The 12,903-nt window shown below is 55.1% G+C and carries 13 protein-coding genes, 2 tRNA genes and 1 pseudogene; 11 read left to right on the forward strand and 5 right to left on the reverse strand.

Translation table 11 applies throughout. The annotated features are described in order from the left end of the window. Nucleotides 1-110 precede the first annotated feature (110 nt). The 4 genes from AC1ME2_RS27335 (at nucleotide 111) to AC1ME2_RS27350 (ending at nucleotide 2,955) form a co-directional block, all read left to right on the forward strand. Nucleotides 111-998, forward strand: a complete 888-nt coding sequence (locus tag AC1ME2_RS27335; RefSeq protein WP_480438351.1) for a Dyp-type peroxidase — start codon at nucleotides 111-113, stop codon at nucleotides 996-998. A 349-nt stretch (nucleotides 999-1,347) separates the two neighbouring features. Beyond that, nucleotides 1,348-1,421: transfer RNA gene (locus AC1ME2_RS27340), tRNA-Cys, on the forward strand. Between the two features lie 138 nt (nucleotides 1,422-1,559). Further along, a tRNA-Leu gene (locus AC1ME2_RS27345) sits at nucleotides 1,560-1,646 on the forward strand. A gap of 70 nt (nucleotides 1,647-1,716) precedes the next feature. Next, complete coding sequence (locus AC1ME2_RS27350; protein ID WP_480437575.1) at nucleotides 1,717-2,955, forward strand: ISL3 family transposase; 1,239 nt, start codon at nucleotides 1,717-1,719, stop codon at nucleotides 2,953-2,955. Nucleotides 2,956-3,386: 431 nt separating this feature from the next. Here the strand turns inward: AC1ME2_RS27350 and AC1ME2_RS27355 are convergent, their stop codons facing one another. Continuing rightward, complete coding sequence (locus AC1ME2_RS27355; RefSeq protein ID WP_480438352.1) at nucleotides 3,387-3,782, reverse strand: hypothetical protein; 396 nt, start codon at nucleotides 3,780-3,782, stop codon at nucleotides 3,387-3,389. A 301-nt stretch (nucleotides 3,783-4,083) separates the two neighbouring features. Between AC1ME2_RS27355 and AC1ME2_RS27360 the strand changes: the two are divergent. The 6 genes and pseudogenes from AC1ME2_RS27360 to AC1ME2_RS27385 form a co-directional block, all read left to right on the forward strand. Continuing rightward, a pseudogene (locus tag AC1ME2_RS27360) lies at nucleotides 4,084-4,320 on the forward strand (transposase domain-containing protein); the annotation flags it as partial. Between the two features lie 358 nt (nucleotides 4,321-4,678). Beyond that, nucleotides 4,679-5,068 carry a hypothetical protein gene (locus AC1ME2_RS27365; RefSeq protein ID WP_480438353.1) on the forward strand — a complete coding sequence of 130 codons (390 nt, stop codon included), beginning with the start codon at nucleotides 4,679-4,681 and terminating at the stop codon, nucleotides 5,066-5,068. A 68-nt stretch (nucleotides 5,069-5,136) separates the two neighbouring features. Further along, entirely contained in the window at nucleotides 5,137-5,616 is a 480-nt protein-coding gene (locus AC1ME2_RS27370; protein ID WP_480438355.1) for a cupin domain-containing protein, read from the forward strand. A gap of 329 nt (nucleotides 5,617-5,945) precedes the next feature. Beyond that, entirely contained in the window at nucleotides 5,946-6,932 is a 987-nt protein-coding gene (tauA, locus tag AC1ME2_RS27375) for a taurine ABC transporter substrate-binding protein (RefSeq protein ID WP_480438356.1), read from the forward strand. A gap of 76 nt (nucleotides 6,933-7,008) precedes the next feature. Further along, entirely contained in the window at nucleotides 7,009-7,845 is an 837-nt protein-coding gene (tauD, locus tag AC1ME2_RS27380; protein WP_480438357.1) for a taurine dioxygenase, read from the forward strand. A 158-nt stretch (nucleotides 7,846-8,003) separates the two neighbouring features. After that, nucleotides 8,004-8,396, forward strand: coding sequence for a helix-turn-helix domain-containing protein (locus AC1ME2_RS27385; RefSeq protein ID WP_480438358.1), 393 nt, complete (start codon nucleotides 8,004-8,006; stop codon nucleotides 8,394-8,396). Here the strand turns inward: AC1ME2_RS27385 and modC are convergent. From modC to AC1ME2_RS27405, 4 genes are all read right to left on the reverse strand, one after another. Then, complete coding sequence (gene modC / locus AC1ME2_RS27390) at nucleotides 8,371-9,459, reverse strand: molybdenum ABC transporter ATP-binding protein (protein ID WP_480438359.1); 1,089 nt, start codon at nucleotides 9,457-9,459, stop codon at nucleotides 8,371-8,373. The two genes, AC1ME2_RS27385 and modC, sit on opposite strands and share 26 nt — an antisense overlap. Nucleotides 9,460-9,463: 4 nt before the next feature. Beyond that, on the reverse strand, nucleotides 9,464-10,144 hold the full coding sequence (modB, locus tag AC1ME2_RS27395) for a molybdate ABC transporter permease subunit (RefSeq protein ID WP_480438360.1): 681 nt from the start codon (nucleotides 10,142-10,144) through the stop codon (nucleotides 9,464-9,466). Beyond that, on the reverse strand, nucleotides 10,145-10,912 hold the full coding sequence (modA, locus tag AC1ME2_RS27400) for a molybdate ABC transporter substrate-binding protein (protein ID WP_480438361.1): 768 nt from the start codon (nucleotides 10,910-10,912) through the stop codon (nucleotides 10,145-10,147). A gap of 86 nt (nucleotides 10,913-10,998) precedes the next feature. Further along, nucleotides 10,999-12,075, reverse strand: coding sequence for an NAD(P)H-dependent flavin oxidoreductase (locus AC1ME2_RS27405; protein ID WP_480438362.1), 1,077 nt, complete (start codon nucleotides 12,073-12,075; stop codon nucleotides 10,999-11,001). A 160-nt stretch (nucleotides 12,076-12,235) separates the two neighbouring features. Between AC1ME2_RS27405 and acuR the strand changes: the two genes are divergently transcribed. Beyond that, the gene (gene acuR / locus AC1ME2_RS27410) at nucleotides 12,236-12,871 is read left to right on the forward strand and encodes an acrylate utilization transcriptional regulator AcuR (RefSeq protein ID WP_480438363.1); all 636 of its coding nucleotides are present in this window, start codon (nucleotides 12,236-12,238) and stop codon (nucleotides 12,869-12,871) included. The last annotated feature ends 32 nt before the right edge of the window (nucleotides 12,872-12,903 follow it).

The following is a 12,903-nucleotide window of genomic DNA, read 5'->3' on the forward strand; positions in this document are numbered from 1 at the left end:
CTCAGGCGCTCGGATCGATCAGGTTGTCCTGGTTGAGTTCGAGGTGCAGACGTTCCAGTGCATGGTTGAAGGTGCCATTATCACGCGTGTCATTTTCTGGAGAGGTTTACATGAGTAGCTACCAGCCTGGCATTCTTGCCACGCCAGTGCCCTTACAGGCACGCCATTTATTTTTTGCCCTTGAGTCCGTAGAAGCCCTGCCAGCTGCGCTCGACAAACTGGCGCAACTGGCAGACGGAAAAAGAACGGTCGTCGGCTTTGGTGAGTCGCTTGTGCGCGCAATGGGGAGTCAGGTTGAGGGCTTACGTGTGTTCCCGGCATTGAGTGGCCCTGGCGTGGATAATCCATCAACCCAGCACGCGCTTTGGTGTTGGTTGCACGGTGAGGACCGGGGTGAACTGCTGCATCGCAGCCGAGCACTAGAAGCAGCGGTGGCGCCGGCACTGCGCCTGGTGCAGATGACCGAAGCGTTCCGCTACAAGACCGGCCATGACCTGACCGGCTACGAAGATGGCACCGAAAACCCACATGACGACGCGGCTACACAGGCGGCTGTGGTCAGCAATGGTATCCCGGGACAGCAAGGTGGTAGCTTCGCCGCCATCCAGCAGTGGCAGCATGACCTGGATGGTTTTGCCGCCATGCCACAGTTGGAGCAAGACCATATTATGGGTCGCCGAAAAAGCGATAACGAAGAACTGGAGAGCGCTCCGAAGTCAGCACATGTAAAGCGTACCGCCCAAGAAAGTTTCACCCCTGAAGCTTTCGTTGTGCGTCGCTCCATGCCTTGGTCAGACGGCCGGCAGGCCGGTTTGGTATTCCTCGCCTTCGGTCACTCCCTCGACGCTTTCGAAGCCCAATTGCGGCGCATGAGTGGACTCGATGACGGAATTGTCGACGGCCTCTATCGCTTTAGCCGCCCCCTTACCGGGGGCTACTACTGGTGCCCACCGCTGAAGGACGGTTGTCTTGATCTGAGTGCGCTCAGGGCAGGATAACAGCCAAAAAATGAGGATCTGCAACGTCCCTCGAGATGATGTGGGTCCGAAACATACCGTTGAGCAATCCGTTGTCTTGCTGGCTATGAATATTTTGAGAGTAAACAGGTACGCAGAATTATCGAGTTGTCAGCGGGGCTTTGTCGTGCAAGAGCATGCGTGCGTTAAATCTTTTAGAATTCAGGGGGTTGCCAAGATCGATCTTCTTGTCCATAATGCCGCCCATCAGCACAGGCGCTTTCGTTTAAGCGGCTTGTGAGATCAAAGGGTTGGGTCGTTAGCTAGGCTTTCGTCTGCTGCTCAAATTTGTACGCGTTCAATGTCAGCTAAATCGACATGGGGCGTTTGGGGCCGAGTAGCAAAATGGTTATGCTGCGGATTGCAAATCCGCCTACGCCGGTTCGATTCCGACCTCGGCCTCCATCATAAACAAGCTCCGTAGATCCATGATTTACGGAGCTTTTTTATTGGTCTCACGCGCAAAATCTTGTCGTAAATGCGCAGCCAGTAAACTTGCTTCACAAAGGCAGGGTGTATATATTCCCTGCACTTGGCGCTACCGCCCGAATGGCGAAATTGGTAGACGCAAGGGACTTAAAATCCCTCGTTCGTAAGGACGTGCCGGTTCGACCCCGGCTTCGGGCACCATATAAAACAAGGGCTTACATGCGTTATTGGGGGCTTCACCGTTTTGAGTGGGTAATCTATCCTCCTACCCATGAAAGATATCGATTTATACGCCCAAATCCTTGGGCTCCAGGCACCGTGGAAAGTGGTCGCAGTTAACCTTGACCGAACGTTGGGGCAAGTCGTTGTCGGCGTTGGGGTGTCTGATGCTGCTGCGTTTACCTGCCCGCAATGTGGCCTACCCGCTTCGCGTTATGACAAACGCAAGCGTCGTTGGCGGCATCTTGATACGTGTCAGTTCGTGACCATCCTTGAAGCTGAAATCCCCAGAGTGCATTGCGCCGAACATGGCGTGGTGACCGCCGAGGTTCCGTGGGCAGACGTGGGTTCAGGTTTCACCTTGATGTTTGAAGCATTGGTGATCAACTGGATCCAGGAAGCCAGTATTCAGGCGATCTCGCGTCAACTCCAGATGAGCTGGGGCAGCATTGACCGAATCATGGCTCGTGCCGTAAGGCGCGGATTGGCGCGTCGGAAACCGTTATCGCCGACCCAGATATGTGTGGACGAGACTTCGTTTCAAAAGCGTCGCGAGTACGTCACCGTGGTGACCGACCCCGCAACGGGTAAGGTCTTGCATGTGGAAGACGGCAACCTCACCCAGAGCCTGGAAGCGTTTTATACGAAGCTCAATAGCGACCAAAAGCAAGCTATTACGGGCGTTTCGATGGACATGTGGCCCGCCTTTATCAGCGCGACCCAGCGTCATATTCCGGATGCCATGCACAAAATAGCGTTCGACAAGTTCCATGTGGCCAAGCTGTTAAGTGAGGCGCTGGACAGAGTGCGTCATATGGAAAACCGCGAGCTGCTAAAGGCCGGCTCCACGGTGCTCAAGAACACGAAATACGTCTGGCTCAAGCGGGCCGAGAACCTGACCGAGCGACAACAGGCAACCTTCGAGTCGTTGCGAGAGGGTTCGTTGCGTACAGCCAAAGCGTGGGCGATCAAGGATCTGGCCATGCAGTTGTGGCGAGGTAAGGATCGGGATGAGGTCGAACAACAGTGGAACCACTGGCTGGAGTGGGCCTTGAAGAGTGGGCTGCCACCGATGTGGAAAGTCGCCAAAACGATCAAGCGACGACTTTGGGGCATCGTCAACGCCATCGTGTTGAACCTGCATAACGGGCATGCAGAAAGCATGAACGCACGCATTCAACGGCTCAAGCAACGCTCTTGCGGGTTTCGAAATCGGGAGCGTTTTCGCAATGCCATTTACTTTCATTTTGGTGGTTTGGACTTATACCCTGAACGTCTCCAAAACTCATAACACCCACTTGATCCGGTGAAGCCCCCGTTATTGCAGGTAGGCCCTTGTTCGTTTCTGGTCCGCAATTTTTAAGTTGGTCCGCAATTTATCGGGTAGGGGCTACTTTCTTGCCCTTGCGTTCGCGGATGCCGACTGCCTCCAGCGCAGATACTGGCGAACGTGCTGCGGCTCAATCGCATCGATAGCGTTTCTCGACAGCTGCCATGCTCTTGTCTCTGCAATTGCCCTGGGGGGAGGGCGGTGAGCGGGAGGTCGACGTTATTTTGAAAATTATCTTACCGAAAAGGTAAAAAATAACTCGCTTCAGGTCTCTATGGCGCAACTGGCCATCTCTGCGTACCCACCTCAACATAAATTGAGATAATCAAACGCTGTCCGGCCCAGCGCCGAGCTTTTCGTTTCTGCCTACTATACGGGTGCCTTTTCGCTCCTCATTGGGGAGCCAGGGTGTAGCTGTAATACACTTCACTGGTATCTGGATTTACCAGCCAGTAGTCATCCCTGTTCTTTTTGAGCCGATAACATTCAGTTGGGTCCTCGGGCATAACGAAACAAATCACTCCATCTTTGACTGTCCAGTGCTCTAACTGCGGTTCTGATCCTGACATCATATAAATATCGGTGCCGTCAGCATTGAAGCTCATAGAATATGGATTCCCATTGGCGGCGATATCCTTCAATTTGTTGCCGATGAGCGTGCTGCGGATCTGAGCGTCATCTAAAGCCACAGCTGAAGGACTTATGGGCTTTACGATATGATCTCCTGAGGAGGCGCAGCCCGCTAGCGCAAGGGTCACCAACGTGTAACTCAAGCCTTTTAGGTTCATGTAGTACCTCACCTTATGTTGACGATGGAAACTTGTTAGAGCCTAGGCATGCAGTCTGAGGATCACCATGAGCCCACGCAATTAAACGACAGTCGGCCATCCTCGTTGGCTCCATTGTCATTTTCCTATGCGCGCCCGGCCCACACATCGAAGTCAACCACAGGGATGTGGCGACTCGGTATCCAACGCTCGCCGCGTGCGCAATGCTGTTCACTTAAGGGTTGTTGACTAATCCTCGGACAGCAGGAAAATCCGCAATCTGATAAGGATTCCGGATTTTTTTACGCCCGTAGCGCAGGATTTGAACGCTGTTCTTGAGTTCACCGAGAGGGCTCTGTCGTGGCTTGAGGTGCTAACTGACCACATCCCTCAAGAATGGATCGAGGTTGCCGCCACGCTTGCCGATAAGGCGACGATCCGTTGCCGACGCCTGCCTTCTGACAGGGTGCTTTGGCTGGAAGTGGGCATGGCGTTCTTTAGAGTCGAGCCGATTATTGAGGTTGCTCGTCGATTGAATATTTGTGCCGAAGGTTTGGCTGCGTCAACTTGCGAAAAAACGCAAGTTCGGATAGCTCACCGTCTACTTTCGTCCGGCACGGATCGCTCAGCTTTTTCTTTTTTATGGTTCTTCATATCCAGGTGAACGCCCCAGGCAATGATTGCCACTCCGAAAATAGCCATGAGGATGATTTGTACGACTGGCATAGTGATACTCCATGGAAATCCTATTGAATGCATGGTCATCAGCTACGGACAAGTCCTACAGGATTACAGGATGTTTCTCATTCGACGGGTAGCACTTGCGAGGACGGTTTTAAGCTCCAAGCATGGGGATGGCTCCAACTGGTATGGATGGTGCTAGATTGGAAGAGGGGACAAACCTAGGAGAGAGTCAGATGATCACTGGTGCTCTGGATGCAGCGAAATACGTTGAGTGCTACTCGTCCATTGAAAGCCCGCAAGTGCGGGAGGCGTTTTGCATTCTGGTTGGCGCGATTTCCGCAATGAAAAACTATGATTGCGCTCCCAAGTCGCAGGGCGAGCTAAAGAGATCCATTGGGATTTTTTCTGCGTCCGATGGAAGCTGTCCCTTCAGCTTCGTGTCCAATCATAATTGGCTTCTGTTTTGCTTTCGGCTGCCATCGTTCAAGACTGAGCATCATTCGCTTAAAGCGTTATCCGCAGAGTTTGGCGAGATAAATGACAAGCCTGACGGGGAGTGGACCATCAAGCTGCGGTCGGTTGATGATGTTCGGCGTTTGCTGCGGATAATCAACATTTCTTAGCTGACCGCTTGCCTGTGCTCAGCGCAATGCGGGAAGGTTGACGCTCACGTGAGACAGGGGAACAGTCGATGTCATCCATAAAAAATCCAACGGCCATTTCGGCAACTGACGCTCCGAAACGGGCCAAACCGAGCAGTTACCCTGAACCGTTCGCCTCGCTTATGTCGGGTAGAATCAAGCATCCACTTGGCGATGTTTTCGGCATCAAGAACTTTGGTGTAAATCTGACTCGTCTGTCACCTGGCGCGGTATCCGCGCTGCACCATTGCCATTCTCGGCAGGACGAGTTCATCTACGTCATCGAGGGCGAACCCACATTGTTCACCGATGCAGGTGAAACCAGGCTGCGGCCCGGCATGGTGGCGGGGTTTGCGGCAGGTACAACCCCGCACCATCTTGAGAACCGCACTAAACATGACTGTGTGATTCTGGAGATGGGTGATCGTGCATCAGGCGATACAGTGAGTTACCCCAACGATGATGTTGAGGTGGCGCTGCAAGCAGACGGACAGTGGTTGTTTAATCACAAAGATGGCAGTCCCTACTAGGTCATCGTCCCGCCAACGCTTTCGGTAACGAGACGAAACGGGCTTCTGCTTCAGTACTTAGCGTCGACAAATGAGTAACTCCCCTCCGCCAATTGGCGGGAGCCCCTAGCCAGCCTTCTAAGCTAGTTCCAAAATAATATTTCGTCGTTAGATCTAAACGTATTAAATTCTCCATACCGGACCACCGAAAGTTATATAGACATCGAATGATGATACTTTCGAGATCCGATGACCTGCGCCGATACCCGCCCCAGAGTAAGCCATCCTTCTCACGTTCGATGACTTGAATTCAGCCATCCTTAATTCAACATTTTCGACAAGGCTTACTCATGTCTATCCCTTCGTTCACCCGCACGTTATTGGCCGCGCTAACGCTGTCCGGTTTGGCGCTTAGCGCTCACGCCGCACAGTTGACTATTGGCTATATCACCGGAATAGATCCGACAAAACTGCCCATGTCCGACGGGACATACGACAAAGCCATCGGTGAAAAAATTGACTGGCGGCGTTTCGATGCGGGGCCAGCGGTGGTGGCGGCGATTGCCTCGGGGGACTTGCAGATTGGTAACCTTGGATCGAGCCCATTGGCTGCCGCCGCGTCGCGAAAAGTCCCTCTGGTAGCGTTTATTGTCACCTCGCAGATTAAGAGTTCTGAAGCACTGGTGGTTCGTAATGGCAGCGGCATCAATGGGCCGCAAGACCTGATTGGCAAGACCATTGCCACGCCATTTGTCTCGACGTCGCATTACAGCCTGCTCGGCGCGCTCAAGCACTGGAACATCGACCCGAGCAAAGTAAAAGTGGTGAACCTGAGCCCTGCGGAAATTACAGCGGCGTGGAAACGCGGCGACATCGATGGGGCATTCACATGGTCACCAGCGCTGGGTGAAATCCGCAAAACCGGAAAGATCCTCACCGACGCTGGCCAAGTTTCCCAATGGGGCTCGCCGACGTTCGAAGTGTGGGTCGCGCGGAAAGATTTTGCCGAAAAGCACCCGGAGGTGGTCTCCCGCTTTGCTAAGGTCAGTTTGGACGCCATCGCTGATTACGACGCGCATAAAGCTGAATGGACGCCCGACTCAGTCCAGGTACAAAAAATCGCCCAATTTACCGGCGCTAACCCGGCAGACATCCCGGAACTGTTGGAAGGCTCGCACTTCCCCACGGCGCAGGAGCAAACGTCTGACGCGCTGTTGGGTGGCGGCACCGTCAAAGACATCGCGCAGACGGCGGCTTTCCTCAAGGAACAGGGGAAAATCGACAGTGTGCTGCCGGACTATTCGTCTTACGTTAGCGCGAAATTCATTACCCAGTGACACTCAATTGCGTGGCCGTGAGGCCTCGCATCCACCCTCGTGCTTGGCAAGCCTCGCACACCGTTCGAGCCTGATCATGAGCCTGACCATTACCCCCATCAGCCCGGCGCTCGGTGCCCAAATAGAGGGGCTGGACCTCAGTCTTCCGTTGGACGCTGAACAGTACGCGGCGATCGAACATGCACTGTTGCAGTACCAGGTGCTGTTCTTTCGAAACCAGCCATTGAGCCCTGCTGAGCATGTTCGTTTTGCTGCCGGTTTCGGCGACCTGCACATCCATCCCCTTTACCCCAATGTGCCGGAATACCCCGAGTTGTTACTGCTCGATACCGACGTTACCGATTTGCGCGACAACGCCTCCTGGCACACTGACGTGACCTTTCTCGCCGCCCCGGCCATGGGCGCGATACTCAGCGCCAAACAGGTACCCGCGTTTGGCGGCGACACACTCTGGACCAGCGGCATCGCCGCTTATGAAGCATTGTCCGCACCGCTGGCAAACATGCTCGACGGGCTGACTGCGAGTCACGACTTCACCAAGTCATTCCCCCTCGAACGTTTTGGCAGCACGCCGGAAGATTTGGCGCGGTATGAACAGACCCGCCGCGATCACCCCCCGTTGTCACACCCAGTGATCCGCACCCACCCGGTGAGCGGGCGCAAGGCGCTGTTCGTCAACGATGGGTTCACCACGCGGATCAATGAACTGGAAGCCGCCGAGAGCGCAGCCCTGCTTGCCCTGTTGTTCAGCCACGTCAGCCGACCGGAGTTCACCCTACGCTGGCGCTGGGCAGCTCACGACGTTGCCTTTTGGGACAACCGTGTGACCCAGCATTACGCGGTTGATGACTACCGGCCGCAGCGTCGAGTGATGCACCGTGCGACCATTCTTGGCGACAAGCCATTCAATTAGCGGGTTCGGTATTCAAATGGATAGCTGTATCGTTTGTGCGCTGCGTCGTGGGCGTACTGTTCCGACCAACAGTCATGTCTTGGGCAAATGTGAATATTTAAATCAGCAAAATTTTTTGAGAAACTTTGCTGATCAGTGTCACTAAGGCAGTCAGATCAATGAGTGAGATGGGTTCCAGAATCAGACAAGAGCGTAAGCGGTTAGGCTATTCGCAGAGGGAGATTGGGCTTCTGGGGGGCGTTGCAGCAAATGCACAAGGCAAGTACGAAAGTGGCGAGCGTGTGCCAAAGGCCGATTACCTGGCCGCACTCGCGAGCGTTGGAGTCGATGTTTTGTATGTGCTGACGAGCACGCGTAGCCCACGCGTTACGGTCGATAACGTGTTGAGCAAAGTGACGCGCTCTGACAAGCCCGATGCGCTGTTCGTGGAGGTTCAGCACGCGGTCCATCACTTTCTGTTGAGGATTGAAGAGTTGTCGACCACCTATGAAGTGAACGGTAAATCGACTCATCAATACTTATGTTCTAGGCCAATACCGCTACCGACTTGATCTGTGCCCAGAGGTGCTGACCGGGATACAGGCGCAGTTGATCACGAGAGTAACGGGTAATGCGCGCGAGCAACGGCGTTCCAGCCGCGTCAAGGCGTACCAGTACATGTGCGGTATTGTCGGCAGCGATTTCGCTGACGACGGTCACCGGCAAGCGGTTAAGAATGCTGCTTTGCCCATCGGCTTGCAGGTTCAGGCTTACGTCCCTGGCCTGCACCTTAAAGCGCAAGGTTTTGCCCATGTCCATGGGTGAATGCGCGACGCGAACGTTCAAGTTGCTGTCAGGTAAATGCACGGTCAGCAACTGATAGTTGGGGTCATAAGCGCTAACGATGCCTTCGATCACCACGCCGGCATCGTCACCTGTCGCCATCGGCAGATCGAGGCGTGCCAGGGTTTCACCAATGGGCCCGCAGGCTAGGGCTTTGCCCTCACTTAACACCACAATATGGTCGGACAGACGTGCGACTTCGTCCTGGGAGTGGCTGATATAGAGCATGGGAATGTCCAGCTCATCGTGAAGACGTTCCAGGTACGGCAGGATTTCGCTTTTACGTTTGGCGTCCAGCGCTGCCAGTGGCTCATCGAGCAATAGCAGGCGTGGGCTGGTCAATAGGGCGCGAGCGATGCCTACGCGTTGCTGCTCGCCGCCAGAAAGCTTGTCCGGGCGGCGATCGAGCAGGTGATCGATACCCAGCAATGCAGTGGCTTGATCCAATTGCACCTGGCGCTGGTTGCTTGCAATGCGCCGCAGGCCGAACTCCAGGTTGCCCCTTACCGACAGATGCGGGAAGAGACTAGGCTCCTGAAACACATACCCCAGCGCACGTTTATGTGGGGCGAGGAAAATGCCCTTGCTGCTGTCCTGCCAGACTTCATCATTGATTTGGATGAAGCCCTCACGCGCTTTTTCCAGACCGGCGATACAGCGCAAGCAGGTAGTTTTGCCAGAGCCGGAGTGGCCATACAGCGCCGTGACACCACGGGCCGGTAAGGTAAGGTCCACATCCAGGGTAAAGCCGGGGTAAGCCACTTGCAGGCGCACATATATCTGCGAGGTCATTGGCTCAACTCCAGCTTGTTTTGGTTTTGCCGCTTGAGTACAGCACCAGCAAAACCAGGAAAGAAAACACCAGCATGGACCCGGCCAGCCAATGCGCTTGCAGGTATTCCAGCGCCTCGACATGGTCGTAGATCTGCACAGACACCACGCGGGTTTTCCCCGGGATATTGCCGCCGATCATCAACACCACGCCAAACTCACCCACGGTATGGGCAAAGCCAAGAATGGCACCCGTGATAAAGCCAGGTTTGGCCAGTGGCACTATCACGCTGAAGAAGGTGTCCCATGGATTGGCGCGCAGGGTGGCCGCGACCTCCAGAGGCCGCACGCCGATGGCCGCGAAGGCGTTTTGCAACGGCTGCACGACAAAGGGCATTGAGTAAATCACCGAACCTATCACCAGTCCGGGGAAACTGAAGGTCAATGTCCCAATCCCGATACTCTGGGTGAAATGTCCGACAAAGCCATTTGGCCCCATAGCCAGCAGCAGGTAGAAACCGATGACGGTTGGCGGTAGCACCAGAGGCAGCGCAACGACGGCACCCACTGGACCCTTGAGCCACGAGCGGGTGTGCGCCAGCCATAAAGCAATGGGCGTGCCGATCAGGAGCAGGATAACCGTGGTCAACGACGCCAGTTTCAGCGTCAGCCAGATTGCCGCGAGATCGTCGTTGTTTAGGGGCATTTAAAGCTGATAGCCGAACGATTTGATCACCGCGGCCGCTTTGGGTCCTTTCAGGTATTCAACCAACGCCTTGGCGGCAGCGTTGTCCTTGCCTTTGTTGAGGATGACCGCATCTTGTTTGATTGCGTCATGCAGGTTTGCCGGCACGATCCACGCCGAACCGCTGGTGATCCTGCCGTCCCTGTAGATTTGCGACAGCGCGACGAAGCCCAGCTCAGCATTGCCGGTGGAAACGAACTGAAACGCCTGAGTAATATTCTGGCCAGTCACGATTTTATTTTTGGTCGATTCGGTCAGCTTGAGCTTTTCCAGCACCTGAGTGGCTGCCAGGCCGTAAGGAGCCGCTTTTGGATCGGCAATAGACAGGTGCTGGTATTGGTTGGCTTTGAGCACGGCGCCTTTGTCGTCGACATAACCTTCTTTCGCAGACCACAGGGCCAAGGTGCCGACAGCATAGGTAAAGCGAGAACCTGGAACAGTGTTGCCTTCTTTTTCCAGCCTGGCCGGGGTGGCGTCATCGGCAGAGAGGAACACTTCAAACGGCGCGCCATTTTTGATCTGGGCATAGAACTGGCCCGTGGCACCGTAGGCTGTGATCAGTGTATGCCCGGTGTCTTTCTCAAAATCCTTGGCGATGGCCTGAATCGGTGCAGTGAAGTTGGCAGCAACCGCCACGTGTACTTCGTCGGCGAAGGCTACGCTCATGGCCAACAAGGCACTTACAGCCGTCAGGGTTTTGAGGATGACGCCAAGGGGTCCATTGCGCATAAAGGCTTCCATAGTATGTGTGGATGAGGGCCGGTGACTGTCTGCCAGTCAACGTTATATACCAGAGTATATAGCGGCTAATCATCTCAACGTCTGGTCAATTGTTCCAGCGCTTGAGCGGCCAGCAGATGGGTCAATACGCCTGCTGGCAACTCATGCTTCAGTCCAACCGCCTGACCGGCCCAGAGATTCATGAAGTCGCCGCTGCCTTGCGGCTCGGACTTGGCGCGTAGGGGAATCAATGCGCCGCCTGCCAGCGGGAACGCGGGCGCGGCATCATTGATAGGGCCCAGCTCACGCATGATCCGATTGACGATGCCCCGTGCCGGCCTTCCGGTGAAGAGGTTGGTCAAGGCTGTCTGACTTTCCTTGGCGCTACGCAGCGCCTGGTAGTGCGGCGCGGTCACCTTGGCTTCCGGGCAGAAGAGATAGGCCGTACCCAGTTGAACAGCCGATGCCCCCAGCGCGAATGCGGCAACAATACCTCGCGCATCACCTATGCCACCCGCCGCGATCACCGGCACGCTGACGGCGTCCACCACCTGTGGCACCAACGCCAGGGTGCCGACCTGGGTATAAAGATCCTCACTGAGGAACATCCCACGGTGGCCTCCGGCTTCATAACCCATGGCGATGATCGCGTCACACCCGTGCTGCTCCAGCCAGACAGCCTCGTCGACAGTGGTAGCAGATGAAATGACCTTGGCGCCGGTAGCTTTGACCCGATCCAGCAACGCTTGCTCCGGCAAACCGAAATGGAAGCTGACGACCTCGGGCTTCAGCTCTTCAACCAGATGACAGCTGGCGTTATCGAAGGGCGCACGCGCCGACACGGGCGTTGGCGCTTCGAAGTCGGCACCCAGCTCGGTGTAATAGTTCTTGAGCGTGTTTTTCCAGCTAACGTCCCGGGCCGGGTCTGCTGCGGGTGGTTGGTGGCAAAAGAAATTCAGGTTCAGCGGGGCGCTGGTGTTCTGGCGGATCAACGCCACTTCTTCGCGGACCTGATCCAGGCTCAGCGCGGCGCAGGGCAAGGATGCCAGACCGCCAGCGTTAGCGACGGCAATGGCCATCGCTGAACCACTTGATCCGGCCATGGGGGCTTGAACGATGGGCAGTTCAACACCAAACAAGTCAAGAATGCGGCTATCAGGCCACGTGCTCATGGTCTTCTCCTTATATAAAACGACAGACAGGCATCTATTGCACGGGCAAGGGGCACACGTTGCAACTGAGACATTGTGTGTAGATTACTTTTTTTGCTCCATGTGAGGCAGACTCAGAAGTCGTATTGACTTAAAAGACGATCGGTCTAATATTCCGTCCATGACGATACTCCCTGTAAAACCAAGGCGGCCAGGCCGTCCACCCAAAGTCGATCGGGAAAATTTTGAAACCCGCGAAGCGCTGATTCGTTGCGGCACTGAGGTGCTGACCGAGCAGGGCTTCATGGCGACCGGCATCGACGGCATTCTCAAGCGCGTTGGTGTACCCAAGGGTTCGTTCTATCACTATTTTGAAAGCAAAGAGGCCTTTGGCCGTGCGGTGCTGGACAACTACGCCAGCTTCTTTTCACGCAAACTGGATCGTTGGCTGCTGGATGAGTCGATGTCGCCACTGGAGCGTTTGGCCGGCTTCGTCCAAGACGCTAAAACCAGCATGGCTCGGTATGGCTACCGGCGCGGTTGTATGGTCGGCAACATGGGACAGGAAATCAGTGTTTTGCCTGACGGGTTTCGCGAGATTCTGGAAAGCATTTTCCTGGACTGGCAGATGCAACTGACGCGATGCCTGGAAGCGGCCCAAGCAGCCGGTGAGCTTTCTTCTGACGCCAATTGCGCAGAGTTGGCGGCGTTTTTCTGGATTGGCTGGGAGGGCGCAGTACTGCGCGCACGCCTGATTCAGAGCGATGCTCCATTGAATACCTTCATTGCCGGTTTTCTTCGCGGATTGCCGCAATGATTTTTTTGATCCATTTCTAGACGATCGGTCTA

This window comes from Pseudomonas sp. ASL9 (assembly GCF_056680335.1).